Genomic DNA, 26,191 nt, shown 5'->3' with positions numbered 1-26,191 from the left:
GTGCTCAAGCTGCGCGCTGGTTGACCGCGACGACGCGCCAGCCCGTGGCGAGCCGGTCGATCCGGGTCAGTGACAACGGGTCGATCACGAAGCGCAGGGCCGCTTGTGGCGTGAGATCCAGCGCAATGCAGAGCGCGGCGCGGATGGTGCCGGAATGCACGACGAGCGTTGCCGATCCGGCGCCGATCCGTGACAGACCGATCCGCACACGCGCGACCTGATCCTCAAAGCTTTCGCCGCTCGGCGGCCGTCCGTGCGCCGGATTGTTCCAGAACTGCGCATAGGCCTCCCCGCCGGTCGCCGCGAGCTCGTCATGCCGCCGGCCGGTCCAGTCGCCAAAATCCTGCTCGCCAAATTCGGGCACCAACGCGGGTTCGAGTCCCAGCGCGCGCGCCGTCTCAACCGTACGTCGCGCCGGGCTCGCCAAGCTCGCAGCATCTGGCGGGAGCCTCTGCCGCAACGCCTCCAGTTGCACGCGGTCGCCGAGATCGGCGGGCGCGTCGGCTGCGTGGATCGTCCCTTTGGCGCCGTCGACGGGCGCATGCCGTATCAGCCAGAGGAAGGTCTCGCCTTCCATGCCTATCTCCAAGGAAGTTGGTCGCTGTGGTAATAACGTCGCACCGGCACATTGACTCTGTCTTGTCGGTAATCCTAGATGGCTTTGACGGTTTCCCCGAGTGGGGATGAAAAGGGAATGCGGTGCGGGGATTTTGTCCCCAATGCCGCGGCTGCCCCCGCAACTGTAAGCGGCGAATCTTGCGTCACGAGCCACTGGGTATCTCGGTCCCGGGAAGGCGATGCAAGGTACTGACCCGCGAGCCAGGAGACCTGCCGTCAGCCGTGGTCACACGCGAAGATGTCGGTCGGGGAGTACAGACATTCGGCTTCATCGGAAGGCTCAAAGGCCGGAGGTGGGACCTGGTTCGCTGTGACGTGCCACTGACGTCATACCGAGGTCCCGAACTGTGTCTTCCATTCGTCTTGTACGACCGCGTTGCTTCCTGCTCGCTTCCGCCGCGCTTACTTCATTTGCAGTCGCCGATCTGCCCGCAGCGCTGGCGCAGCAGGCCCGCGAGCCGCTGCCGCCGGTCGAGGTGTCGCCCGCCCAATCCCGCAAACCGGCAAAGCCGGCGGCCCGGGACGCGCAGAGCCCACGCCGCGCAGCATCGCGCAGGCCAGCGGCCGCATCGGCCGCGGCCAAGCCCGTCGTGCCGACCGCGGCGGCGCAGACGCCGCTCAACACCAATGTGGTTGCCGAGAGCGCCTCGCGCCTCGGCCTGACCGTGCAGGAGACACCCGCGACCGTCGAAGTCATCTCGGCCGAGACCATGCGGGAGCAGGGCTATCGCACCGTGTCGGAGGTTGCGCAGGGCGCGGTCGGTGTCACCTCCGGCGACAATCCGGCCGAGCCCGCGGCTTTCTCCATGCGTGGCTTCACCAACAGCCAGATCAACATGCTCTACAACGGCATCAAGATCGGTCCGCAGAACATGACCTCGCGGATCACGGATACGGCCAATCTCGCAGCCGTGGAATTTTTGAAAGGTCCGGCCTCGCTGATGTCGGGCGAAGGTGCCGCCGGTGGCGCAATCAACTTGATCACGAAGCAGCCACACACCGGGCCGATCCGGAATGAAGCTGACTTTTCCTGGGATTCGCTCAACTCGTTCGGCGTCCATTACGGCTCGGGCGGCAGCACCAATTTGCAGGGGCTGGACTATCGCTTCGACATCAGCCGCGCCTCGCTCAACGGATTTGCCGACGACACCAATACCAAGACGCTGGATGTGTCTGGCCAGCTCAATTACCGCATCTCCGACAGCCTCAAGATCTGGGGCGCGATCGAGTACCGGGAAGATCGCTCGAAGGCCTATTGGGGCGCACCGCTGGTACCGATCGCCTTCAGCGGCTCGCATGCGACGAGCGGCATTGTTTCGGGCAATTACGTCTCGAACTTCAACAAAACGAATCTCGGTGCGATCACGATCGACGATCGTACCTTCAACACCAATTACAACGTTCTCGACAACCGCAACGTGGCACAAGAGGTGTGGCTGCGCGGCGGCTTCGAACTGAAGCTGGCGCCTGACCTGACGCTGAAGAGCCAAGCCTATGCCTATGGCGCGGAGCGTACCTGGTTCAACAACGAGATCGAGGCTTTCAATGCCAGTACGGGCCTGCCCAACTCGAACATGGTCGATCGCGAGCGCTTCTATGTTGCACATAGCCAACGCCTTGTCGGCAACATTACCGACCTGATTTGGGACGCTAATATCGCAGGCTTCGACAACCGCCTGGTCACGACACTTTCGTCCAGCTATCTCGATTTCGTCAGGCCAGGCGCGGCCAACTTCCCGGACGATTACGTCTCGCTCGTCAATCCCGACCGTGGCCTTTACGGCCTGCTCACGACGCAGCAGCAGACCGCGCGCATCGACAACGAGGCGCTGTCGTTCGAGGACCGGGTGAAGCTCACGCGAACCTTCGCGCTGGTCGGCGGCCTGCGCGTCGAGCATATCGGGCTTGACCGCAACTCGATCGACTCCGCCGGGCTGGAAAAGGCGAACTTCCCGTTCTCGAAGTCCTGGGTCCCGACGACGGGTCGCATTGGCTATACCTGGGACGCCGTTCCCGGCCTGACCTTCTTCAGTCAGTACGCGACCGGTGCTGACGTCTCAGCCAACAACATCTTCCTGCTTGGGCCAGCCCAGCCGCTCGACCTGACGACCTCGCGCACCTATGAGACGGGCGTCAAGCATCTGTTGTGGAACAACAGGGCGGAATGGTCGTTCTCGGCCTACGATATCGAGCGCAAGAACGTCTATGCGGCGGCTGGCGGCATGCAGCTCAACATCGCGGGACGGCAGGAGTCGAAGGGCGTCGAGCTCGCCGCGGCCGTACGCCCGATCGATCCCCTGCGGCTCTGGGGCAACATCGCCTATGTCGATGCACGCTATGCCGACTACAATTTTGCCGGTGGTTCGTTCTCCGGCAACACGCCGCCGAACGTGCCGCGTGTCGTGGCCAATGCCGGTGCGTCGTACCGGTTCTTCACGCCCTGGCCGGTGGAGCTCGGCATCACGGGCCGCTATGTCGGCGACCGCTACAACACCGATGCCAACGTCGTGACGATGAAGGCCTACACCGTCGCCGACGTCTACGCCTTCGTCGACATCCCGAAGACGGTGTTCAACGCGGTCGACCAGGCCCGTCTGGGCTTCCGCGTGCGCAACATCACCGACAAGCGCTACGCGATCTGGGGCGATCCGTTCTATCCCGACCAGATCCTGCTCGGTGCGCCCAGGACCTATGAGCTCTCGGCCGCGTTCAAATGGTAGGGCGCTGACCACATGATGAACGCGATCGTGCTGCTGCATCGCTGGCTCGGGATCGCGTTCTGCCTGCTGTTCGCGATGTGGTTCGCGAGCGGAATCGTGATGCACTTCGTCCCGTTTCCGTCATTGGCGGAAGCGGAACGTTTTGCCGGGCTCGCGCCGGTGGCTGGCGGAGAGGTGAGGATTGCGGTCGCGGAGGCCGTCGCCGCGAGCGGGATCGCGGACGCCACGCGCGTTCGCCTGGTCCAGCGGAGCGACGGGCCGGTCTATGTCGTGTCGAACCCGTCGCGTGTGCGTGCGGTCCATGCCTCCGACGGACGGGATGCATCGGTGACGTCCGCCGACGTCGCGGTCGGTATCGCGCGGGATCATGCCCGGCAACGCGGGCTCGATGCCGCGCGGGCGTCGATGATTTCGGGCGCGGATTATGATCAATGGAGCGTACCCAACGGCTTTGATCGACACCGGCCTCTGTTGCGCGTCGCTCTTGGCGATGCGGCCGGAACCGAGGTCTATGTCTCCTCGCGCACCGGCGAAGTCGTGCTGGATACGACCCGCAGCGAACGCGGCTGGAATTGGGCCGGCAGCGTCCTGCACTGGATCTATCCGACGGTCCTGAGGAGCAACTGGTCCCTTTGGGATCAGGTGGTCTCGACATTGTCGCTGGTGGCTTTTATCGCGGCGACGCTCGGCGCGGTGCTCGGAATTATCAGGATCAGGATTCGAGGGCGCGGGGTCTCGTCGCCTTATCGCGGCTGGCACGCACTGCATCACATCATTGGTCTCGTCGCGACCGTTTTCGTGCTGACCTGGAGTTTCAGTGGCTGGCTCTCGATGGATCACGGCCGGCTGTTCTCGCGCGGGGAGCTGACCCCGACCGAAGCAGGCGTGGTGTATGCCGCGCCGGACTGGACGACGGCCCCACCGGTCGGTCAGCCGTCGGCTCGCGAAGTCGAATGGTTCGCCGTCAACGGTGTTGTCTACCGGCGCGACCGGACCGGCCTCGCCAGTCAGACCTTGACTAAAACGGAGGAGGCGATCCGCAGCCGGCAGGTGGCATTCCTCGGCGAGAAGGATGTCCATGACCTGACGACGCGCCTTGCGCCGGGTTGCGGCGCCCCGTCCGTTCTAGCCGACAATGACGACTATCCCGCGCACTCGGCTGTCCCCGGAGCGCCCGTCTATCGCTCCCGATGCGGCGACCTCTGGTTCGACATCGACGGTGCCGACGGCCGCGTGCTGCAAAGACTGGATGCCTCGCGGCGGGCCTATCGCTGGTTCTACGGTGCGCTTCACACGCTCGATTTTCCCGTTCTCATGGCGCACCCGCGTCTGCGCGATATCCTGGTCGTCGGGCTCTGCTTGTTCGGGCTGGCATTTTCCGTCACCGGCATCGTGATCGGCTGGCGGCGCTTGCGGTCGACCTTCACGGCTTGAGCTGCGTATCGAACAAATCATATGCGCCATGCAGATTGCGGGTTGCGCGGGCGATGGCAGGCGCGGATGATCGTCCGAGGGGGCGCAGCGGTGCGCTCTCTCAATGGGGCGATCGTGATCGATGTCAATTCAGCGCAAGCGCCTCGGCATGATGACCCCGTCGTCCAACTCGGTGCTGGAGCCCGTCACCTGTTCCATGCTGCATGGCGTGGCCGGCGTCACCGCTCATTTCTCGCGCTTCCGCGTCACCGAGATCGCGCTCGATGCCGCGGCGCTGAACCAGTTCGATGCCTCGGTGATGCTGCCGGCGGCGGATCTGCTGGCGGACGCCAAGGTCGATGCCATTGCCTGGAACGGCACGTCGGCAAGCTGGCTCGGTATCGGCCGCGACCGGAGCCTGTGCGAGGCGATCGCGGCGCGGACCGATATCCCGGCGACGACCTCCACGCTCGCCTGCATCGACGCCGTCCGCGCGCTCGGCGCCGGACGCGTCGGCCTGGTCGCCCCCTATACGGACGATGTGCAACGGCGTATCGGCGATGTCTGGGCCGAGGAGGGGATCGCCCCTCACGCCGAGCGGCATCTCGGCCTGCGCGATAACTTTTCCTTTGGTGAGGTCACGCCCGCGACGATTGCCGACATGATCCGCGCGGTCGCGGCGGACGGCGCCGATGCCGTCGTCATTCTCTGCACCAATCTCGACGGCGCCGCGCTGGCTGCAGCACTCGAACGGGAGTTGGGCATCGCCGTGCTGGACTCGGTCGCGGTCACGCTGTGGCGGACGCTCGAACTCGCCGGTGGCGACATCGCGGCCCTTGCGGCGTGGGGCCGGATCTTCCAGACATCAGCGATCATCAAGTGACGGAGCCCTCCTGTGACGCAGCTCGATCTCGCCATTCGCGGCGGCACCATCGTGACGGCCAGCGACGAGTTTCGCGCCGATATCGGCATTCGCGACGGACGCATCGTCAGCATCGCCGACCGCATTGAAGGCGCGGCGCGCGAGATCGACGCGACGGGGCTGCTGGCGCTGCCGGGAGGCATCGACAGTCACGTCCACATCTCCCAGGCCTCCGGCCCCGACGTCGTGATGGCCGACGATTTTGCCTCGGCAACGCGCGCGGCGGCGGCCGGCGGCAACACCATGGTGCTGCCCTTCGCGCTCCAGGAGAAGGGGACGTCGCTGCGCACCTGCGTCGAGAACTACCGCAAGCTCGCCGAGGGCGAGTGCTACATCGACACCGCTTTCCACCTCATCATCTCCGACCCCACCGCGGTCGTGCTCGGGCAGGAGCTGCCGGCTCTCGTCAAGGACGGCTACACCTCGTTCAAGGTGTTCATGACCTATGACGACCTCGTGCTCAGCGACAAGCAGTTGCTGGAAGTGTTCGACGTCGCTCGCCGCGAGGAGGCGCTGGTCATGGTCCATTGCGAGGGCTACGACGCGATCCGTTTCCTCACGGCCAAGCTCGAACGCGAGGGCCATATCGCGCCCTATTATCACGGCACCTCGCGGCCGCAGGCCGTCGAGCGCGAGGCGACGCATCGCGCCATCAGCCATGCCGAGGTGATCGGCGTCCCCATCATGATCGTCCACGTCTCCGGGCGCGAGGCGATGGAGCAGGTGCGCTGGGCCCAGCAGCGCGGACTGCCGGTGCATGCCGAGACCTGCCCGCAATACATCACGCTGACGGCCAACGACATGAAAGGCCTGAACATGGACATGTCAGGCGCAAAGTATGTCTGCTCGCCGCCGCCGCGCGATGCCGAAAGCCAGCAGGCGATCTGGGAAGGGATCACCACGGGTGTGTTCCAGACCTTCTCGTCCGATCACTGCCCGTTCCGCTACGACGATCCCAAGGGCAAGCTGACGCCGAATTCCCGCACCTCGTTCCGCTGGGTGCCGAATGGCATCCCCGGCGTCGAGACCCGGTTGCCGATCCTGTTCTCCGAGGGCGTGTCGAAGGGGCGGATCAGCTTGCAGAAATTCGTCGAGCTGACTGCGACCAATCATGCGCGGATCTACGGGCTCTATCCGCGCAAAGGCTCGATCGGCGTCGGCTTCGACGCCGACATCGCGCTGTGGGACCCGAGGCTGACAAAGACGATTCAGCAGGCCGATTTGCACCATGGCTCCGACTATACGCCGTGGGAAGGCTTTGACGTCACCGGCTGGCCCGTCACCACCATCGCGCGGGGCCGCGTGGTGTACGAGCAGGGCAGGATCGTCGGCGACAAGGGCGCGGGCGAGGTGCTTAGCCGCGGCAAGTCGAGCCTGGTGTGACGGAAAAATAATCGTATCGGGACGACGCCATGTCGTCTGTTGCGCATACCATCCTCGCGCTGCTGCGGCATCATTGATCCCTTTTCGCCGGCCGCCTTTCGGTGTAGCTCTGCGCCCACTTGTTAGGCGGTGGGCGCCAATGCTGATCGCCGCCGAAATCATGCAGGAGACACCAGGGATGTACCCGAAAGTTCAGATGTTCATCGCCGGCGAGTGGACCGACGGCACCTCCGGCAAGTCGGAGGACATCCTCAACCCCGCCACCGGCCAGCCGATCGGCAAGACCCCGCACGCCTCGCGCCAGGACCTCGACCGCGCGCTGGAGGCCTCCAAGGCCGGCTTCGAGATCTGGCGCAAGACTTCGCCGTTCGACCGCTACAAGCTGATGCGCAAGGCCGCCGACATCATCCGCTCGCGCGCCGCCGAGATCGCGCCCGTGATGACCATGGAGCAGGGCAAGCCGGTCGTGGAAGCGCAGGGCGAGACCATGCTTGCCGGCGACCTCATCGACTGGTTCTCCGAGGAAGCCCGCCGCGCCTATGGCCGCATCGTGCCGCCGCGGATGGGCAACGTCTCCCAGCTCGTGACCAAGGAGCCGGTCGGCCCGGTCGCCGCGTTCACGCCCTGGAATTTCCCGATCAACCAGGCGGTCCGCAAGATCTCGGCCGCGCTTGCCGCCGGCTGCTCGATCATCGTCAAGGGCCCGGAAGAAACCCCGGCAAGCTGCATGGAGCTGGTGCGCGCCTATGCCGACGCGGGCATTCCGGCCGGCGTCGTCCAGCTGGTGTTCGGCGTGCCGTCGGAAGTGTCGGAATATCTCATTCCGCACCCGATCATCCGCAAGATCAGCTTCACCGGCTCGACCGCCGTCGGCAAGCATCTCGCCGCGCTCGCGGGCCTGCACATGAAGCGCGTCACCATGGAGCTCGGCGGCCACGCGCCGGCGATCGTGTTCGCGGACGCTGATCTCGACAACGCCGCCAAGATTCTCTCGGCCAACAAGTTCCGCAATGCCGGCCAGGTCTGCGTCTCGCCGACGCGCTTCCTGGTGCACGAAAGCGTCTATCAGCCCTTCGTCGACAAGTTCGTGGCGGCGGCCAAGAGCCTCAAGGTCGGCAACGGCCTCGACAAGGACACCCGCATGGGTCCGCTGGCGAACCCGCGACGCGTCGACGCCATGGAAGGTCTGGTCTCCGACGCTGTGCAGCGCGGCGCCAAGGTCCAGGCCGGCGGCAAGCGCATCGGCAACGAAGGCTTCTTCTTCGAGCCGACTGTCATCACCGACGTGCCGCGCGATGCCCGCATCATGAACGAGGAGCCGTTCGGACCGCTGGCGCCGATCACCTCGTTCCGCAGCTATGACGAGGTGGTGGCCGAGGCGAACCGCCTGCCTTACGGCCTTGCGGCCTATGCCTACACGACCTCGACCAAGACGATGCAGGCGATCGGTTCCGATATCGAGAGCGGCATGGTCTCGATCAACCACCATGGCCTCGCACTGCCGGAAGTGCCGTTCGGCGGCATCAAGGATTCCGGCTACGGCTCCGAGGGCGGCCTCGAGGCGATCGAGGGTTACCTGAACACGAAGTTCGTGACCCAGGCGAGCACGTAAGCGAGATCTCGTGGGGTGGGTTAGGCTTGCGCTGACCCACCCCACGCACTTGTATGTGGGGCCGTGTAGCCCGGATGGAGCGAAGCGCAATCCGGGACGGTCTCCCCGCATTTCGCTTCGCTCCATGCGGGCTACAATTCCTTGCCTGACGGGCGAGACATGGACAACAGCCGTCACCCGAGCAAGCGCGTGTCCCTTGCCGGGATGCATATCGACCGGACGTCGGCCGTGCCGCTGCATCTGCAGATCGCGGCGCACATCCGCGACGGCATTTTGCGCGGCGTCTTTCCGGCTGGAACGCAATTTCTGGGATCCCGGGAGATCGCGCGCGAATTGGGCTGCTCGCGCACGGTGGTGTTGACCGCCTGGGATCTGCTCTACGCCGAGGGTTATCTTGAATCGACGCCGCGGGGCAGCGTCATGGTGGCCGCCGTTGCAGCCCCGCATGCGGAGCTTTCGTCCGTTACGTCGCCTGCGAGCAAGCCCGCCCACATGTCGGAGCGTTGGCGATCGCTGCTTGGTCTGGATTACGAGACCAATTGGCCGTCCGTGTTCGCGCCCGGCGCACCCGACGTCTCGACCTTCCCGTTCAAGGAATGGTCGCGCCTGCTGCGCCAGTCCTGGCAAAATCCGAAAGAGCAGGAATGCCTCGATCTTCCCTCGGAAGGCCATCCGCGATTGCGGAGCGAGATCGCGAACTTCCTCGGCTCGGTGCGCGGGCTCGTCTGCTCGCCGGAAGAGGTCGTCGTCACCTCAGGCACATCGGGCGCGCTTGATTTCTGCAGCCGGATGATCCTCGATCCCGGCGACGAGGTCTGGGTCGAGGAGCCCGGTTTCGTCGAGGCCCGGTGGGCGCTGACGGCCGCCGGCGCGAAGCTCGTTCCACTTCCAGTCGATGACAAGGGCCTCGTCGTCTCCGAAGGTATCAGGCGCGCGCCGGGTGCGAAGCTGATCGTGGTGACGCCGTCGCATCAATATCCGCTCGGCGTCAGCATGGGGCTGGAGCGGCGGCTCGAGCTGCTCGATTGGGCCAACAAGAACGACGTCTGGGTGATCGAGGACGATTACAATTCGGAGTTCAGGCACCAGGACAGCATGATCGCCTCGTTGCGCTCGCTCGATCGTGAGGGGCGGGTGATCTATTTCGGTACCTTCTCGAAGACCATGATGCCGAATTTGCGGCTCGGCTACATCGTCGCCAACAGGCATTTCATCGAAGGCTTTTCCAGGGGCCGCGCGCGCATCGATGTGCATACCTCCGGCATCGGACAGCTCGCTCTGGCCGAGTTCATGCGGGAAGGGCACCTGCTGCGGCATCTGCGCGGGATGCGGCGGATCTACGCCGCGCGCCGGAAGGCACTGATCGATGCGATCACAGCGCTGATGCCTGACGATCTCACCGTATCCTCCGCCGTCACCGGATTGCATCTGGTGGCGCTGTTCACTGAAGCAATGCAGGCACGGATGAGCGATCGGGAAGCGGCCGCGGTCCTGAAGCAGGCCGGCATCCACGTCCAGCCGCTCTCGCAAAACTTTCTGGAGCAGCCGACGCGGCAGGGCCTGGTGTTCGGCTACGGGCGGCTGCGGGTCGAGGACGCCGCGCCGCTGCTTGCGAGAATCGCGGCTCGCATCGGCAGCGGTCGCCGCAATGCACCATCCGACCCGGCAATATCCTCTCTTACTGTTCGTACAATAAAGAGAAGCTGAGCCGACCGTCGTGCATAGCTCGTAGGCATGCGGCTATCCCGCAACGCCGTTCAATCGCCTGGAAATTAGACAGACGTTTTTGAGTGCTCCGATTGCGGTGCGGCGGGCGTCAGGATTTGCGCCGAGAAATCCGTGGTGCGCTGCACGTTTGTCGCGTGGAACGGTTCGCGTTCGTGTGCTCTCTGCGCGTGCAGTGCTGCACCAAAACGTGCAGATGGTGTTGCACCGCGTGATGCCGGTCCTGCGCTGGTCTAGTGGTTTGCGACAACTCTGGCCCTATCCCGAGCCCATCGCTCTGTCGCACGCTCGCAGGCGGTGGCATGACAGGGGATGATGATGAGCGCTCTCGGATCGGCATTGGACGTCGCGATGGACGGCAGGCACCCGGCGTCCGGTTCGGACGTCATCCGTAACTGACCCCGCACATGAGTTCCTCCGAAAATCACTGGGAAGTCGGCACCGATATCGGCGGCACCTTCACCGACATCATTGCGATCAGGCGTGACTCCGTGGAGGCGCGGATCGCAAAAGTGCCGTCGCGCCCCGACGCGCCGGTTCAGGCGATGTTGGAGGCGATCGAGGCGGTGGGCCTGCGCAAGAGCGAGGTCAAGCGCTTCGTGCACGGCACCACGCGCGTCACCAACGCCATCGTCGAGAACCGGCTGCCGAAGGTCGCGCTGGTCGCGACCGAAGGGTTCGCCGATGTGCTCGAGATCGCGCGCTATCGCCGCCGCGATCTCTATCGTCTCGACATTCCGCCGAAATCACCGCCTTTGGTGCCGCCCGAACGAAGCTTTGGGCTCGCCGAGCGCCTCGATCACGAGGGCCGGGTGCTGAAGGCGCTGGATGAGACCGAGATCGAGCGTCTGGTGGCCTGGCTGAAGCAGACCGGCGTGCAGAGCGTCGCCGTGGCGCTGCTTCACGCCTACGCCAATCCCGTGCACGAAAAGATGCTGGGCGAGCGCCTCAAGGGCGTCGTCGCCCACGTCTCGCTGTCGCATGAGGTCAATCCCGAGGCGCGCGAATACGAACGGACGTCCGCGACCGTGTTCAACGCGGCCGCGATGCCGATCGCGGTGGAATATCTCAGCGAGCTGGAGCAGCGGCTGCCGATCGGCGCCGGCTTGCAGGTGTTTCATTCGGCCGGAGCCATGGTCCCGATCTCGGCCGTGAAGCGGCGGCCGCTGGTGATGGCGATGTCGGGGCCGGCCGCCGGTGTCTCCGCATCGGTCAGCATCGCGCGCCAGCTCGGCACATCGCGTATGCTCACCTTCGACATGGGTGGTACCACGACGGACGTCTGCCTGATCGTCGACGGTCAGGCCGAGATGACCGACGGCCGCATGCTCGGCGACAAGCCGCTGCGTCAGCCGATGCTTGCGGTCCATTCCATCGGGGCCGGCGGCGGATCGATCGTGCGAAACGGTCCGGGCGGCCTGACGGTCGGGCCAGAGAGCGCCGGCTCCGAGCCGGGGCCGGCCTGCTATGGCCGCGGCGGCCTTGAGCCGACCATCACCGACGCCAATGCCGTGCTGGGCTATCTCAATCCCGAGACCAAGCTTGGCGACCGCATCGGCATCGACATCAAGGCCGCGGAACGCGTCATCGAGCCGATTGCGCGCGCCCTGGGGCTGAGCCTGACCGAAACCGCGCTCGGCATCATCAAGGTCGCCAACGCGACGATGGCCCGCGCGCTTCGCCGCGTCACGGTCGAACGAGGCATCGACGGGCGCGACTGCACGCTGCTCGCCTTCGGTGGCGGCGGCCCGATGCATGCCGCAGGTCTTGCCGATCTCTACGGGATTGCCGAGGTCGTGGTGCCGAGCGCCTCGAGCGCGTTCTCGGCGCTGGGCTGTCTCACCGCCGATTTCAGCTTCCTCCAGCAGCAGACGCTACGCGCCGCCCTCGACGGCATCGATCTCGCGCGGGTGTCGGAGCGGATCGGGACGTTGATGGACGATGCTTCGGCGCCGCTGATCGCCAACGGCGTTGCGCAGGCGGAGATCCAGGTCGAGCTGGTGGCGCTGATGCGCTACGCGGCGCAGAATGATGCCATTCCGGTGCCGTTCACGTTGCCGCTCGACGTGACCAAGCTGAAGAAGGACTTTCTGGCGCGGCATCACGAGCTGTTCGGCTATGCGACCAGCGAGTCCTGCGTCATCGAATCCGTGCGCGTGCAGGCGCGGCGCCCGTCGACGACGGTGGTGAGCCGGCCGGCGACTGCGGTGAGGGCGGTGTCGTCAGGCAAGCGGGCCTGCTCATTCGACGGCCTCCACGATATCCCGACCGGGATCATCGATCGCGCCAAATTGACCGATGTCGTCAGCGGCCCCGCGATCATCGAGGACGCATGGTCAACGGTCGTGGTCCCGCCGGGCTGGCAAGCTAAACCCGATGTATCAGGCAATCTGTTCCTGACGCGGAGGGCGGCATGAAGCTCGATCCGTTCGTCGTCGAGGTCATCAGGCACGGGCTCTCGGCCGCGGCCGAGGAAATGAGCCTGGTGATGACGCGCTCGGCGCGCTCGCCGCTGCTGCGCGAGGCCGGCGACCTGTCATCCGCCATCACGGATGGCCGCGGCGGCCTGGTCGGGCAGGGCCGCGATATCCCGATCCATCTCGGCGCGATGGCCTACACGATCCCGGAACTGCTGAAGGTCGTGCCGGTCGAGAGCCTGAACGACGGCGACGTGGTGATCTACAATGTCGGCGCGCTCGGCGGCAATCACCTCAACGACGTCAAGGTGGTGCGCCCCGTCTTCGTTGACGGCGAGATCGTGGCGTTCGCGGTGAGCCTCGCGCATTGGCCCGACATCGGCGGCACCTGGCCCGGCAGCTATTTTGCCAAGGCGATCGACACTTTTCAGGAGGCGATGCGGATTCCGCCGGTGCTGATCGCCACGTCAGCCGGCGTCAATACGCCGATCGTGCAGCTGCTCAAGGCCAACGTCCGCGATCCCGAGTCCTGCGAGGGCGATCTGCTCGCTCAGATCGCGGCAACCAAGGCCGGTGAGAAGCGCATCGTCGAGCTCTGCTGCGAGCACGGCAAGGCGGTGTTCACGGCGACGCAGTCGCGCCTGCACGATCTCTCCGAAATCGAGATGCGGGAGGCGCTCCGCGACCTGCCGGACGGCGTCTACGAGGGCGAAGACTATCTCGACGACGGCAGCGTCAACAATGCACCTGCGCGCATCCATGTGAAAATCACCATTCGCGGCGACGAGGCGACCTTCGACCTTTCCGGAAGCTGCGACCGCGTCTCCAACTTCTGCAACACCACGCCGTTCATGGCGCGCTCGGCGGTCGCCTATGCGGCACGCATCATGAGTGGGCGCGACATGCATCAGAATGCCGGCGCGCTCCGGCCTTTGACCATTATCACGCGCCCGGGCTCGATCCTGGAGCCGGGCTGGATGGCGTCCGTGGCCGCCGGCAACCACGAGACGTCCATGCGCATCGTCGATGCGATTTTCCGCGCGATGCAGGACACCATCCCCGAACGACTGTCGGCCGGCGGCGCGACCACCGCAGGTGTTCTGTTCTTCGCCGAACCGCGGCAGAACGGCTCCTGGAAGATGCTCTACGAGGTCCACGGCGGCGGCGAAGGTGCGCGGCATGATCGGGCCGGCATGTCGGCGACGCGCGTGCATCTGTCCAACACGTCGAACACGCCGGTCGAGGTGATCGAGGCGAGCTACGCGATCCGCCTGGAGCAGCAGGCCATTCGCCGGCATTCCGGCGGCGCGGGGGCGCATCGCGGCGGTGACGGCTCGGTTCGCACCTATCGCATCCTCGCACCCTCGATGCACTTGACCACCTGCATCGAGCGCATGGTGATTGCGCCGTTCGGCATGCAGGGCGGCGAACCCGGCAAGGCCTGCCGCATCTCGCTGATCAGGCAGGGCGCGAACGTTGCCATCGACGGCAAATCGAACCTGGTGTTGCAGCAAGACGATCTCGTCACGATCGAGATGTGCGGCGGCGGCGGCTATGGCGCCGCGGCCGCGGAGTGAGGGGATTGCGATGAGCAGATTGTTGCGAACCGGGCTGAACGCGGGCGACAGCGCGCCCATGGCCGTCGTCGGCGGCGAGGGCGTCTACTTTCACCTGTCCGATGGCCGCAAGCTGATTGACGGCAGCAACACCGGCGGCGGCCTCGGCCATCGTCACCCGGCGATGGTGGAGGCGATCCGCCGCGCGGCCGATACGCCCGTCGTGAACGAAGGCTGGACCTGGGTCGGCCGTGAGCAGGCGGCCGACGATCTGATGGCTACGGCATTCAAGGGCGAAGACGACTGGGTCGGCGCAGTGCGCTTCTGCATCAGCGGCAGCGAGGCCAACGACATGGCGCTGTCGCTCTGCCAGGCGCTGACGCAGCGGTCTGCGCTGGCGACGCGCGAGCGCGCCTATCACGGCATCACCGGCCTGTCGCGCAGCATGACGGTGCAGCCGCAATGGCACGGCGGCCTCGCGGTGCACTCCGGCGGCTCGAAGCTGCCGGCGCCGATGGCACCGGTGCGGATCCTCCCGGCGCCGGATGGCGCCATCTATGGCGCGCCGGCCAACAACACGCCGCCCAGCGAATATCTGGCGGATGCCACGCGTCTGCTCTCGGACACCGCGGCGACGATCATCGACTACACCCAGGGCGGCATCTATTACGACGGCGCCTATCAGGACGAGGTGGCGCGCTGCGCGCGGCAGGCAGGTTCCTACTGGATCGCGGATGAGGTCGTCACCGGCGCAGGCCGCGCAGGACGCTGGTTCGCCTTCCAGGGCGCGGAGAGCCGCCCCGATATCGTGACGCTCGGAAAATCGCTCGGCGGCGGTGCGGCGGCGGTGGCTGCGGTCGTGGTGTCGAAGGACATTGTCGAGCGGCTCAAGGGCTCGAGCTGGCAGAATTACGGCACGCTGCGTGGCCATCCGATCAGCATGGCCGCGGTGAGCGCGTACCTGAAAGTCGTCAGCGACGACAAGATTCTGGAGCACGTCCGGAAGCTCGAAAAGCTCTTTACCCGCCGCCTGCTCGCGATCGCGCAGAAGCATCCGAGCGTGCAGCGCGTGGCGGGGCAGGGGCTGCACTGGACGGTGGAGCTTTACGGTCCAGATTGGCGCAGCTGGCATGCCGACACCACCGTGGTCCCGATCGCCTCGCGGGTGGCGGAGCGGGCACTGGAGGCCGGCGCGGTGATCGGCACCAGCGGTGAGCAGACTTCGCTGTTCCTGGCGCCGCCGCTGGTGATCTCGGAGCAGGAAGCCGAGCGGCTGCTGGATGCGCTCGACCGCGGCCTCGACATCGCAGACGAGGAGCACGGGTGAGCGCAGACCCCGCAGCGTCCCACCGCTCGCCGGCCTGGCCGGCGGACGAGCCCTGGCATCTCGCGATGCCGGAGGGGACGCTGTACGACGCGCTTGTTCGGGCCGCGCTGGATCGCCCATCGCATCCGGCGACGGTGTTTTATGGTGCGAGCCTGAGCTATGCCGAGCTACGCGAACGGGTCGATGCCTTGGCCGGCTTCCTGCAGAACGCTTGCGGCGTGACGCGCGGCGATCGCGTCATGATCGCGCTGCAAAACTCGCCGCAATATGTCATCGCTTACTACGCGGTGATGCGGGCGGACGCCGTGATCGTGCCGGTCAATCCCATGAACAAGACGGCCGAGATCGACTATCTCGCCGAAGACAGCGGCGCCAAGGTCGCGATCATCGGAAGCGAGCTCAACGACATATTTGCGCCGCTGGCGGGCGAAGCTATCACTCATACGATCGTCGCGCAGTATCGCGACGAGATCCCGGACGCGACGCCCTACACGTTGCCGTCCTGCGTGACTGAAGCGCCGTCGGAGGTGCCGCCGTCGCCAGGCCGGCATTCCTGGTCATCTGCGATCGCGCAAGGTTTGCAGCCCGGCGCAATGAGCGCGGGGCCGGACGATCTCATGATCCTGCCCTACACCTCGGGGACAACAGGCAATCCCAAGGCCTGCATGCATACGCATCGCAGCGCGCTGTTCACGGCCGTCTTGCAGGCACGCTGGTATGGGCTCGACGGCGACGATGTGATGACCGGCTTCATGCCCCTGTTCCACGTCGCGGGCATGCAGGGCTCGATGAATGCGGCGGTGGTGACAGGCGCCACGCTGCTGTTGATGGCGCGCTGGGACAAGGATCTGCTGCCGGATCTGTTCGAGACCTACGGCGTGACGTTCTGGAACGCCGCGCCGACCATGATCGTGGACGTGCTCGCCAGCGTCCGGTTCCGCGATCGGTGCTTTGCGAAACTCAAGGTTCTGACCGGAGGTGGTGCGGCGATGCCCACTGCGGTGGCCGAACGGCTCAAAGGCCGCTTCGGCCTCGATTTCGTCGAGGGCTACGGCATGACCGAGACGATGTCGCCGACGCATCTCAATCCGATCGCTTCGCCGAAGCGCCAGTGTCTCGGCATTGCCGTGCACGAGACCGATGCGAGGGTCGTCGATCCAGAGACCTTGATCGAGCTCGACGACAATGTCGTCGGCGAGATCGTCGTGCACGGGCCACAAGTGCTGCAAGGCTACTGGAACAGGCCGCAGGCCAATGCCGAGTCCTTCATAGAACTGTCCGGCAAGCGGTTCCTGCGCACGGGCGATCTCGGCTATCGCGATGCCGACGGCTATTTCTTCGCGGTCGACCGCCTGAAGCGGATGATCAATGTCAGCGGCTTCAAGGTGTGGCCGGCCGAGGTCGAGGCCGCGATGTACCAGAACCGCGCCATCCGGGAATGCTGCATCGTCTCGGCCCCCGACGACTACCGCGGTGAGACCGTCAAGGCGCTGGTGGTGCTGGACGAAGCCGCGCGCGCGACGATTTCGGCGGACGACATCGTCGGTTGGGCCCGTGGCGCGATGGCCAGCTACAAGGCGCCGCGCGCTGTCGTCTTCGTCGATGAGCTGCCGCGCACCGCCAGCAACAAGATCAACTGGCGGCTTTTGCAGGATGCCGAATGGGGGCGGACGGCATGAAAGCTGGTTGGCTGGAAAAACGGCGCAAGACCGCGTTATGCTGCGCGCGCCGGCACGCCCCTCAAGCTACGATCCCCAGCCTCACCAGGAAATCAGGAACTCGCTGATGCGTATCGTCACTGTTGCCGCCGCCCAGATGGGCCCGATCCAGAAGGCCGACAGCCGCGAGGCCGTGGTCAGGCGCATGATCGCGCTGATGGACGAGGCGAAAGCCAAAGGCGCCGACCTGATCGTCTATCCGGAACTGGCGCTGACGACGTTCTTCCCGCGCTGGTATTCGGAGGACCGGGCGGAGGCCGACATCTGGTTCGAGCGCGAGATGCCGAATGCGGCGACCAAGCCGCTGTTCGAGCGTGCGGCGCAGCATCAGATGGCGATGAATTTCGGCTATGCCGAGCTGACGCCGGACGGGCATCACTTCAACACCGCGATCCTGACCGACAAGTCCGGCAAGATCGTCGGCAAATATCGCAAGGTCCATTTGCCGGGCCATGTGGACTACGACACCAAGCGTTCGCACCAGCATCTGGAGAAGCGCTATTTCGAGCCAGGCGATCTCGGCTTCAACGTCTGGCGCGAGCTGGGCGGCATCATCGGCATGGCCATCTGCAACGACCGGCGCTGGCCCGAGACCTATCGCGTCATGGGCCTGCAGGGCGTCGAGATGGTTCTGATCGGCTACAACACGCCGTCGGTGAATGCCGAGAAGAGCGAGGAGGGCATCGAGAAGCGGCTGTTCCACAACCGTCTCTCGGTGCAGGCCGGCGCCTATCAGAACGCGACCTGGGTGGTCGCGGTGGCCAAGGCGGGTGTCGAGGACGGCCATCCGCTGTTCGGCGGCAGCCTGATCGTCGATCCCGATGGCGAGATCGTCGCCGAGGCCAAGACGGAGGGCGACGAGGTCCTGGTTCACGCCTGCGACCTCGACGCCACGACGTTCGGCAAGACCACGATCTTCAATTTTGCCCAGCATCGCCGCATCGAGCATTACGGCCTGATCACCAGCCAGACCGGCGCGGTGCCGCCGCCGGAGAAGTGACGCCGATGGCAGGCAACAGCACATCCGGCATTTCCTTGCGCGAGCTCGATCCGCGCGACCGCTACAAGCTGCTCTGCGGCGTGGTCGTGCCGCGGCCGATCGCGCTGGTGACGACGCTGGACGCGAACGGAGCGGTGAATGCCGCGCCCTTCAGCTTCTTCAATGTCTTCTCCGAAAGCCCCGCGCTGATCGTGCTCGGGCTCCAGCACAAGCCGGATCACGGCCCGAAGGACACCACCCGCAACATCCATCGCGACGGCGAGTTCGTGGTTCACATGGTGGATGAGGCGCTGTCTGCCGCGATGAATGATTGCGCGGTCGATTTTCCCTCTGGTGACAGCGAGGTCGCGGCGACCGGGCTTGCGACGCTTCCCTCAGTTGACGTGAAGGTGCCGCGCCTTGCGGCTGCACCATTTGCTCTCGAATGCCGCCGTCACGTCGTACTGAATTTCTCGCCCGATCGCGAACTGCTGGTCGGCGAGGTGCTCCGGGTTCATGCCCGGGAGGGCCTCGTCGACGAGGCCAACATGTATGTCGATCTCGACGCCTACCGGCCGATCGGGCGCATGTTCGGCAATCTCTACACGACGCAGCGGGATACGTTTGCGCTTGTGCGCGAGAGCCACGCGCAATGGCTCGCGCGGCAGGACGCCAACGAGCTGAAGGACGCCTAGTGAGCCGAGAACTGCACCGTACCCAGTGCCATGGTGACGGCCGCCTGCGTCGGGTCGATCACGGGAATGCGAAGCGCGTCCTCCAGCGGACGGCGATGGCGCGCCATGCCGGCGCAGCCCATCACGATGGCGCGGGCGCCGTCCTCGTCGCGCAGCGCGCGGCCGACCTCGATCATCTTCGCCAGCGTACCCTCGCCCGAGGCGGTTTCGGCAACGCTCATGTTGAGCGGCCGCTCGCCGGCGAGGCGCTCGGTCAGGCCCATCTGCCTGAGGTAGCGCATGTGGCGCGGGATCGAGCGCTGGGCAATCGCGATGACGCCGAAGGTTTCGGCGCGGGCCAGCGCCGTCAGCACGCCGCACTCGGCGATGCCGAACACCGGCCGGTCGGTGCCTTCGCGACAGACTTGAAGACCGGGATCGCTGTAGCAGGCGATGACGAACGCAGCCGAGCTGTTGTCGCCTTCGACCAGCCGGCGCAGCGGCATCGCAACGCCGTCGACATCGGCCTGGCTTTCAATGCCGAACGGACCCTCGGCCAGCGACTGGCAGACCAGTTCCGGCCCACCCTCGAAACCGAGCGGCTTCAACGCATCCTCCAGCCCTCGCGTGACCGCAGGGTTGGAGTTCGGATTGATGACGAGAATGCGCGGCCGGGGCATGTTGGTCTTCCCTTGAAATGGCGATCACGTAGCTCAGGCATATCATGGAGTGCCTCATGACTGAACCCACATACGACCTGATCATCCGCGGCGGACGCGTCGCCACCACGACCGACGTGTTCGAGGCCGATGTCGCCATCTCCGGCGAGACCATCGCGGCGATCGGCCGCGGGCTTCCGGCGGCGAAACGGGAGATCGATGCGGGCGGCAAGCTGGTGCTGCCCGGCGGCGTCGACAGCCATGCGCATATCGAGCAGCTGTCCGCGGCCGGCATCATGAATGCCGACACCTTCGAGAGCGCGACCGTCTCCGCCGCTTTCGGCGGCACCACCACGGTAATTCCGTTCGCGGCACAGCATGTCGGCATGAAGCTGCCGCAGGTGGTGGAGGATTATCACGCGCTGGCCAAGAAGGGCGCCGTGATCGACTACGCCTTCCACATGATCATTGCCGACGCGACCAAGGAGACGGTCGAGGAGCACATTCCGGCGCTGGTGAAGCAGGGCCATGGCTCGATCAAGATCTTCATGACCTATGACCGGCTCAAGGTCGACGACGAGCCGCTGCTCGACATTCTCTTGGCCGCGCGCCAGTCCGGCGCGATGTTGTGCGCCCATGCCGAAAATCACGGCATCATCGCCTGGATGGTGAAGCGCCTGCTTGCGCGCGGCTACACCATGCCGAAATACCACGCCGTCAGCCATGCCCGCGTCTCGGAAGCGGAAGCCTTTGCGCGACTGATCGGCATGGCGGCGCTGATCGACCAGCCCATCATGATCTTCCATGTGTCCACGGCCGAAGGCGCCAAGGTGATCCGCGATTCGCGCGGGCAAGGGTTGAAGGTCTTCGCCGAGACCTGTCCGCAATATCTGTTCCTCACCGCAAACGATCTCGACAAGCCGGGCGCCGAGGGCGCCAAGTGGATGTGCAGCCCGCCGCCACGCACGTATGCCGACCAGGAGGCGCTGTGGCAGGCGCTGTCGCTCGGCGATCTCCAGACCATCTCGTCGGATCATGCGCCGTATCGCTACGACGAGACCGGCAAGCTGCGCGCCGGACCCAACCCGAACTTCAAGCAGGTCGCGAACGGCCTGCCGGGGCTGGAGCTGCGGCTGCCGCTGCTGTTCGACGCGATGGTGTCGAAGGGCCGGCTCGGTCTTGAAAAGTTCGTGGAATTGACCGCGACGGCGCCGGCCAAGATCTACAATCTGCATCCGCGCAAGGGCTCGATCGCGGTCGGCGCCGATGCCGATATCGCGATCTGGGATCCCAATCGCGAGACCGTAATCGCCGACGAGATGATGCACGATCTCGCCGGCTACACGCCGTTCGCGGGCCGCAAGCTGAAGGGCTGGCCGGTGTCGGTGCTCTCGCGCGGCCGCGTCATCGTCGATGGCAACAAGTGTCTCGCGACTGCCGGCAGCGGAAAATTCCTGGCGCGCGGCGGCGGCGAGGCGGCAAAGCCGACGGGGCGGCTCGTTGCCGACATGGATCCCGAGCGGAATTTCGGGGCGAAGCTACTGTGATGGTGGATCGCGCGCGATGAAGATCGTCATCTTCGGCGGCACCGGCTTTGTCGGCCTCAACCTCGCCGAGGTGCTGCTGGGGCGCGGGCATGACGTCACGCTGTATGACCGCGCAGAGTTGGCGCCATCCGCGCGGCGATCGCTTGCTGACTACGGCGCACGGCTCAAAGCCGTGCAGGGCGATATCACCGACGCAGACGCAATCGACGCCCTCATTGCCGCGGGTTGCGATGCGGTCGTGCTGGGCGCCGCGGTGACGGCCGGCGATGAACTCGAGCGAGCGTCGACCTCGCGCGTCCTCGAAATCAACGTGATGGCGCAAATCCCCATCCTGCTCGCGGCGGTCCGTCATGGCGTTCGCCGTGTCGTCAATCTGTCGTCGGCCTCGGCTTATGGCGCATCCGGTGGGCGGGTCGACATTCTGGACGAGGAGACGCCCTGCGATCCCATCTCGTTCTATGCGATCAGCAAGTTCACCTCGGAGCGCTCTGTCGCTCGCCATGCCGAACTCTTTGGCGGCGATTTCCTGAGCGTGCGTCTGAGCGCCGTGTTCGGTCCATGGGAGCGGCCCGGCTCGGTACGCGACACGCCAAGTCTCCAGTACCAGATCCTGGCTGCGTTTGCGCGCGGCGAGCCGGCGGTCATGCCTGAAGCAGGCATGAGAGACTGGATCTACGCGCCGGATGCGGCCGAAGCCGTCGCACTGCTCATCGAAGCGGAGCGGCCGCGCCATCGGCTCTACAACATCTCCCGCGGTGGGCTATGGCCAGCGTTGCAATGGGGCGAGGCCTTTGCGGCGCTGCATCCCGGCCTGCAATGCCGGCTTGCGGCGCCCGGCGAGCAGACGGCCATCAAGCTGCATGGATCCTATCGCGCGCCGCTGTCGGTGACGCGGATGGCGGATGAGTTCGGCTGGCGCGCGCAGCTCGGCTGCGCTGAATCCGCCGCCGCGATGAGCGCCTGGTTGACCCAGCACAAGGAGTGGATCTGAGATGCGGCTGCAGGGGCGCACGGCCATCATCACAGGAGCAGCTTCGGGCATCGGTCGTGCAAGCGCGAAGCTGTTCGCGGAGGAGGGCGCGCATCTAGCTTTGGTCGATCGCGATGCCGCGGGCCTTCAGGAAACGCTGAGCCTTGTGGGCAACGCCACGACGCATGTCGGGGACGTCGGCGATGCCGGTTTCGCCGAAACAGTTGTAGGCGAGGTGATCGCGCGGCACGGCCGGCTCGATGTCCTCATGACTGCCGCCGGCTTTTCCTGCGGCGGCACGGTGCTGACGACGAGGCTGGAAGACTGGGACGCGGTGTTCCGCGCTAATGTCGGCGGCACCTGGTTGTGGGCGCGGGCGGCGGTGCCGCAGATGCAGCAGCAGAAGAGCGGTTCGATCATCACGCTGGCGTCGCAGCTCGCCATCGCCGGCGGCAAGGGCAACAGCGCCTATATCGCCGCCAAGGGCGCGATCGTCAGCCTGACGCGGACCATGGCGGTGGATTTCGCGACCGACGGCATCCGTGTCAACGCGATTGCGCCCGGCGCAATCGACACGCCGATGCTTCGCCGCAGCTTTGCCCGCCACGCCAATCCAGACGAGGTGCGCGAAGCCTCCCGCAACCGCCACGCCATGAAGCGGTTCGGCCAGGCGGAAGAAATCGCTCAGACCGCACTGCATCTTGCGAGCGATGCGTCGTCGTTCACGACCGGCACCGTGATGGTGGTCGACGGAGGCTGGCTCGCGGCATGAGCGACGCGTTGGCAAAGCTTGAAGCGACCGTTCGCGCCGATCTCGCGATGATCGCGCATCCAGGCGCCGCCTGGCTCGAGCCGAAGACGGGGCCGGATGGCAAGCCCGCGCTCGATGTTCTCATTATCGGCGCCGGCCAGTCCGGTATCGCCATTGGCTTCGGCCTGATGCGCTCGCGCGTCAGCAACATCCTGCTGCTCGACAAGGCCGAGGAGGGGAAGGAGGGCCCGTGGCTCACCTATGCCCGCATGCCAACGCTGCGCAGCCCGAAAGATTACACTGGCCCGGACCTCGATATTCCCAGCCTGACCTATCAGTCCTGGCACGAAGCCCGTTTCGGCAAGGAGAGCTGGCAGGAGCTGAATCTGATCCTGAGAGAGCATTGGGCGGACTATCTGCTCTGGCTGCGACGCACGATCGGTCTGCCCGTGCGCAACGGCTGCGAGCTTCTGGAGATTGCGCCTGCGTCAGGCGGTCTGCTCGCCGCGCGTGTGAGACGCGCCGATGGCGTCGAGACGCTCTATGCCCGCAAGATCGTGCTGGCGACGGGGCAGGAGGGCATGGGCGACTGGATGATTCCCGAGCCCCTGCGCGATCTGCCGGCAGATTCGGTCGCAACTGTTGCCGACGACATCGACTTCGAAAGCCTGCGCGGCAAGCGCGTCGCGGTGATCGGCGCCGGCGCGTCCGCCTTCGACAATGCAGCGACCGCGCTGGAGGCAGGCGCGGCGGAGGTGCATCTGCTCTGCCGCCGCGCTCAGATCCAGGTGATCCAGCCCTATCGCTGGCTCACCTTTCGCGGCTTCCTGCGCCATCTCAGCGATCTCGACGATGCCTGGCGCTGGCGCTTCATGCGCAAAATCCTCGAAATGCGCGAGGGATTTCCGCAGCCGACTTACGACCGCTGCGCGCGTCACGCCAATTTCACACTGCACGAAGGCGCGCCGGTCGAGGGCACCAGGCAAACCGATGGCGGTGTCGAATTGCACACGCCACGCGGCGCCATCACCGCGGATTTCGTCATTTGCGGCACCGGCATCGACATGAACTTCGCCGGCCGCGGCGAGCTCGCCAAATTTGCCGGCAATATCGCGACCTGGGCCGATTGCTATCAGCCGCCTTCGAGCGAGCACAACGCGCGGCTCGGCCGCTTTCCCTATCTCGCTGACGATTACGCCTTCACCGAGCGTGTGCCGGGCGAGACGCCGTGGATCTCAGACATCCATCTGTTCGCCATCGCCTCCACCATGAGTTTTGGTCCGTCGGGATCGTCGATCAATGCGATGACGACCGCCATTCCCAAGCTGGTCAATGGCCTGACGCGCGGCTTGTTTCGCGCCGATGTTGAACGCCACTGGGCTTCGCTCAGCGCCTACGACGTGCCGCAGGCCGTGGTTGCGCGGCCCGCGCGAACAATGGAGGAATCGCGATGATCATCCATGCACCGCCGCGACGAAGCGCCTCTGCGGGATTGGCGCGCAACTTGCTTCTTTCTTGACCTGCCTTGCTGGCGTTCTTGCCGAAATTTTGGGGAAAACGAATGCGTTTTGTGTCTTTCAGGCCCGCGGCCTCAGTCCTCGCCACCACTGCGCTGTTGCTCATTGCCACCGCGCCTTCGCAGGCACAGACCAGGGCGGAGACGTTGCGCTACGTCACGGGATCAGCGGTCAACACGCTCGATCCCAACATCCCCGGATCGACGCGCGAGTCCTTCGCGCTGAGCATGAGCACGTATGACCGGCTGGTGGCGTTCGGCCGCAAGCAGCTCAACGGCAAATGGGTGTTCGATCTCGACACGATCACCGGCGAGCTCGCCGAATCCTACGACGTCAGCCCCGATGGACTGAAGCTGACCTTCCGCCTGCGCAAGGACGCCAAGTTCCAGGATGGCTCGCCTGTCACGGCGGAGGACGTGAAATGGTCGCTCGATCGCTGCGTCACCGCGCCGATCCTCGGCAAGGCGCAGCTCCTGACGGGATCGTTGACGTCGGCCGACCAGTTCAAGGTGATCGATCCCCTCACCATCGAGGTGACGCTGCCGAAGCCCGACAAGCTCGCGCTGCCCAATCTCGCCACCGTCTATCCCCTGATCATCAACTCGAAGGTGGCAAAAGAGCACGCGACGGCGGATGATCCCTGGGCCACCGCATGGCTGAAGGAGCATACCGCCGGCAGTGGTGCTTATGTGGTCGAGACCTTCAAGCCGGGCGAGCAGGTCATCATCAAACGGGATGAGGCCTGGAATCGCGGTTCGGCCAACAAGCCCGCGTTCTTCAAGCGCGTGATCATTCAATCCGTGCCGGAGCCGGCGACCCGCGCCAACCTGGTCGAGCGCGGCGATGCCGACCTCGTCGTCGATCTCCAGGCCAGCGACGTGCAGTCGCTCGAGGCCAAGGGCAAGCTCAAGGTGGTCTCGACCCCGCAGTACAATGCGATCACCTATGTCTCGATGAACAACCAGATGCCGCCCTTCGACAACGTCAATGTCCGCCGTGCCATCGCTTACGCGCTGCCCTACGACGACATGTTCAAGGCCGCCCTGTTCGGCCGCGGCGCGCCGCTGTTCGGCGCGACCTGGCCGGACGGCAAGCCGCTGAACGGCATCTATCCGTTCCAGCAGCCCGTGAAGGTCGACCTCGACAAGGCAAGGGAATATCTCAAGGCGGCCGGGCTCCCCGAGGGTTTCTCGACTACCTTCAGCTTCAACGTCGGCCAGTCCTCGACCGCGGAGCCGATGGCCGCGCTGGTGAAGGAATCGCTCGGCAAGATCGGGATCAAGGTCGACATCCAGAAGCTGCCGGATGCGCAGATGTCGACGCAGATCAACGAGAAGAAGCTTCCCTTCTACACCGAGGGCATCGTAGCCTGGCTGCCGTCGACCGATTACTTCTACCGCAACTTCTACACCGGCAATCAGCGCTGGAATTACAGCTCGATCAACAACCCGGATCTTGCCGCAATCGCGCAGGAGGCGCGTTTCGAGCCGGACAAGGCCAAGTATGAGGACGCCGGCCGCAAGCTCAACGCGATGCATGTCGATCTGATGCCGCAGATCATGCTGTGGCAGCCGAACCAGGATGCGGTGATGGCGTCGTCGGTCGAAGGCTACACCTACGAGTTCCACCGCCAGGTCGACTATCGCGACGTCAGCCGCAAGTGATGGCGGCAAACGAGAGAGG

General features: G+C 65.4%; 19 protein-coding genes and 1 riboswitch. Of the genes, 17 read left to right on the top strand and 2 right to left on the bottom strand.

The window, feature by feature from the left end; translation table 11 throughout:
- Positions 1–4 precede the first annotated feature (4 nt).
- The gene (locus AB7G19_RS29070; protein WP_441268608.1) at positions 5–577 is read right to left on the bottom strand and encodes a histidine phosphatase family protein; all 573 of its coding nucleotides are present in this window, start codon (positions 575–577) and stop codon (positions 5–7) included.
- Between the two features lie 71 nt (positions 578–648).
- A riboswitch (cobalamin riboswitch) is annotated at positions 649–850 on the top strand.
- 115 nt (positions 851–965) lie between these two features.
- Here AB7G19_RS29070 and AB7G19_RS29065 point away from each other — a divergent pair.
- The 12 genes from AB7G19_RS29065 to AB7G19_RS29010 all read left to right on the top strand — a co-directional run bounded on the left by AB7G19_RS29065 (position 966) and on the right by AB7G19_RS29010 (position 19,085).
- Positions 966–3,338, top strand: coding sequence for a TonB-dependent receptor (locus AB7G19_RS29065; protein WP_441268607.1), 2,373 nt, complete (start codon positions 966–968; stop codon positions 3,336–3,338).
- A 12-nt stretch (positions 3,339–3,350) separates the two neighbouring features.
- Positions 3,351–4,772, top strand: coding sequence for a PepSY-associated TM helix domain-containing protein (locus tag AB7G19_RS29060; protein WP_441268606.1), 1,422 nt, complete (start codon positions 3,351–3,353; stop codon positions 4,770–4,772).
- Between the two features lie 121 nt (positions 4,773–4,893).
- The gene (locus tag AB7G19_RS29055; RefSeq protein WP_441268605.1) at positions 4,894–5,634 is read left to right on the top strand and encodes a maleate cis-trans isomerase family protein; all 741 of its coding nucleotides are present in this window, start codon (positions 4,894–4,896) and stop codon (positions 5,632–5,634) included.
- 12 nt (positions 5,635–5,646) lie between these two features.
- Positions 5,647–7,056 (top strand): dihydropyrimidinase, encoded by a 1,410-nt coding sequence (gene hydA, locus AB7G19_RS29050; protein WP_441268604.1) that lies wholly within the window; start codon positions 5,647–5,649, stop codon positions 7,054–7,056.
- Between the two features lie 178 nt (positions 7,057–7,234).
- Entirely contained in the window at positions 7,235–8,668 is a 1,434-nt protein-coding gene (locus AB7G19_RS29045) for an NAD-dependent succinate-semialdehyde dehydrogenase (RefSeq protein ID WP_441268603.1), read from the top strand.
- A gap of 159 nt (positions 8,669–8,827) precedes the next feature.
- The gene (gene pdxR / locus AB7G19_RS29040) at positions 8,828–10,375 is read left to right on the top strand and encodes a MocR-like pyridoxine biosynthesis transcription factor PdxR (RefSeq protein WP_441268602.1); all 1,548 of its coding nucleotides are present in this window, start codon (positions 8,828–8,830) and stop codon (positions 10,373–10,375) included.
- Between the two features lie 425 nt (positions 10,376–10,800).
- Positions 10,801–12,810, top strand: coding sequence for a hydantoinase/oxoprolinase family protein (locus AB7G19_RS29035; protein WP_441268601.1), 2,010 nt, complete (start codon positions 10,801–10,803; stop codon positions 12,808–12,810).
- Positions 12,807–14,387 carry a hydantoinase B/oxoprolinase family protein gene (locus AB7G19_RS29030; protein ID WP_441268600.1) on the top strand — a complete coding sequence of 527 codons (1,581 nt, stop codon included), beginning with the start codon at positions 12,807–12,809 and terminating at the stop codon, positions 14,385–14,387. The genes AB7G19_RS29035 and AB7G19_RS29030 overlap by 4 nt, the downstream gene beginning before the upstream one ends.
- Positions 14,388–14,397: 10 nt before the next feature.
- On the top strand, positions 14,398–15,693 hold the full coding sequence (locus AB7G19_RS29025) for a class-III pyridoxal-phosphate-dependent aminotransferase (protein WP_441268599.1): 1,296 nt from the start codon (positions 14,398–14,400) through the stop codon (positions 15,691–15,693).
- Complete coding sequence (locus tag AB7G19_RS29020) at positions 15,690–17,372, top strand: long-chain-fatty-acid--CoA ligase (protein WP_441268598.1); 1,683 nt, start codon at positions 15,690–15,692, stop codon at positions 17,370–17,372. Before AB7G19_RS29025 ends, AB7G19_RS29020 begins: the two co-directional genes overlap by 4 nt.
- Before the next feature lie 106 nt (positions 17,373–17,478).
- Positions 17,479–18,411: an N-carbamoyl-D-amino-acid hydrolase gene (locus tag AB7G19_RS29015; protein WP_441268597.1), complete on the top strand. Its 933-nt coding sequence runs from the start codon at positions 17,479–17,481 to the stop codon at positions 18,409–18,411.
- Between the two features lie 5 nt (positions 18,412–18,416).
- On the top strand, positions 18,417–19,085 hold the full coding sequence (locus tag AB7G19_RS29010; protein WP_441268596.1) for a flavin reductase family protein: 669 nt from the start codon (positions 18,417–18,419) through the stop codon (positions 19,083–19,085).
- Here the strand turns inward: AB7G19_RS29010 and AB7G19_RS29005 are convergent.
- Positions 19,082–19,744, bottom strand: coding sequence for an aspartate/glutamate racemase family protein (locus tag AB7G19_RS29005; protein ID WP_441268595.1), 663 nt, complete (start codon positions 19,742–19,744; stop codon positions 19,082–19,084). The genes AB7G19_RS29010 and AB7G19_RS29005 overlap by 4 nt on opposite strands.
- A 56-nt stretch (positions 19,745–19,800) precedes the next feature.
- On the opposite strand from AB7G19_RS29005, the gene hydA (AB7G19_RS29000) reads away from it, so the two are divergent.
- From hydA (AB7G19_RS29000) to AB7G19_RS28980, 5 genes are all read left to right on the top strand, one after another.
- A complete protein-coding gene (hydA, locus tag AB7G19_RS29000) occupies positions 19,801–21,270 on the top strand; it encodes a dihydropyrimidinase (protein ID WP_441268594.1) in 1,470 nt (489 codons plus the stop codon).
- Positions 21,271–21,286: 16 nt separating this feature from the next.
- Positions 21,287–22,261 carry an NAD-dependent epimerase/dehydratase family protein gene (locus tag AB7G19_RS28995; RefSeq protein WP_441268593.1) on the top strand — a complete coding sequence of 325 codons (975 nt, stop codon included), beginning with the start codon at positions 21,287–21,289 and terminating at the stop codon, positions 22,259–22,261.
- Position 22,262: 1 nt separating this feature from the next.
- Positions 22,263–23,012, top strand: a complete 750-nt coding sequence (locus tag AB7G19_RS28990) for an SDR family oxidoreductase (RefSeq protein ID WP_441268592.1) — start codon at positions 22,263–22,265, stop codon at positions 23,010–23,012.
- Positions 23,009–24,445, top strand: a complete 1,437-nt coding sequence (locus AB7G19_RS28985) for an NAD(P)-binding domain-containing protein (protein ID WP_441268591.1) — start codon at positions 23,009–23,011, stop codon at positions 24,443–24,445. The genes AB7G19_RS28990 and AB7G19_RS28985 overlap by 4 nt, the downstream gene beginning before the upstream one ends.
- Before the next feature lie 107 nt (positions 24,446–24,552).
- Entirely contained in the window at positions 24,553–26,172 is a 1,620-nt protein-coding gene (locus AB7G19_RS28980; RefSeq protein WP_441268590.1) for an ABC transporter substrate-binding protein, read from the top strand.
- Positions 26,173–26,191 lie beyond the last annotated feature (19 nt).

Source organism: Bradyrhizobium sp. 215_C5_N1_1, from assembly GCF_052075935.1.
Classification (GTDB): domain Bacteria; phylum Pseudomonadota; class Alphaproteobacteria; order Rhizobiales; family Xanthobacteraceae; genus Bradyrhizobium; species Bradyrhizobium barranii.
The sequence above is the reverse complement of the archived record's forward strand: the minus strand, read 5'-3'. Positions and strand labels throughout refer to the sequence as shown.

Excerpts from the sequence above, each read along its gene's own strand:
- AB7G19_RS29055 (WP_441268605.1), top strand. The coding sequence starts at position 4,894 with ATGTCAATTCAGCGCAAGCGCCTCGGCATGATGACCCCGTCGTCCAAC.
- AB7G19_RS29035 (WP_441268601.1), top strand. The coding sequence starts at position 10,801 with ATGAGTTCCTCCGAAAATCACTGGGAAGTCGGCACCGATATCGGCGGC.
- AB7G19_RS29005 (WP_441268595.1), bottom strand. The coding sequence starts at position 19,744 with ATGCCCCGGCCGCGCATTCTCGTCATCAATCCGAACTCCAACCCTGCG.
- AB7G19_RS29010 (WP_441268596.1), top strand. The coding sequence starts at position 18,417 with ATGGCAGGCAACAGCACATCCGGCATTTCCTTGCGCGAGCTCGATCCG.
- AB7G19_RS28985 (WP_441268591.1), top strand. The coding sequence starts at position 23,009 with ATGAGCGACGCGTTGGCAAAGCTTGAAGCGACCGTTCGCGCCGATCTC.
- AB7G19_RS29060 (WP_441268606.1), top strand. The coding sequence starts at position 3,351 with ATGATGAACGCGATCGTGCTGCTGCATCGCTGGCTCGGGATCGCGTTC.
- AB7G19_RS28980 (WP_441268590.1), top strand. The coding sequence starts at position 24,553 with ATGCGTTTTGTGTCTTTCAGGCCCGCGGCCTCAGTCCTCGCCACCACT.
- hydA (WP_441268594.1), top strand. The coding sequence starts at position 19,801 with ATGACTGAACCCACATACGACCTGATCATCCGCGGCGGACGCGTCGCC.
- AB7G19_RS28995 (WP_441268593.1), top strand. The coding sequence starts at position 21,287 with ATGAAGATCGTCATCTTCGGCGGCACCGGCTTTGTCGGCCTCAACCTC.
- AB7G19_RS28990 (WP_441268592.1), top strand. The coding sequence starts at position 22,263 with ATGCGGCTGCAGGGGCGCACGGCCATCATCACAGGAGCAGCTTCGGGC.
- AB7G19_RS29015 (WP_441268597.1), top strand. The coding sequence starts at position 17,479 with ATGCGTATCGTCACTGTTGCCGCCGCCCAGATGGGCCCGATCCAGAAG.
- pdxR (WP_441268602.1), top strand. The coding sequence starts at position 8,828 with ATGGACAACAGCCGTCACCCGAGCAAGCGCGTGTCCCTTGCCGGGATG.
- AB7G19_RS29070 (WP_441268608.1), bottom strand. The coding sequence starts at position 577 with ATGGAAGGCGAGACCTTCCTCTGGCTGATACGGCATGCGCCCGTCGAC.
- AB7G19_RS29025 (WP_441268599.1), top strand. The coding sequence starts at position 14,398 with ATGAGCAGATTGTTGCGAACCGGGCTGAACGCGGGCGACAGCGCGCCC.
- AB7G19_RS29045 (WP_441268603.1), top strand. The coding sequence starts at position 7,235 with ATGTACCCGAAAGTTCAGATGTTCATCGCCGGCGAGTGGACCGACGGC.
- AB7G19_RS29030 (WP_441268600.1), top strand. The coding sequence starts at position 12,807 with ATGAAGCTCGATCCGTTCGTCGTCGAGGTCATCAGGCACGGGCTCTCG.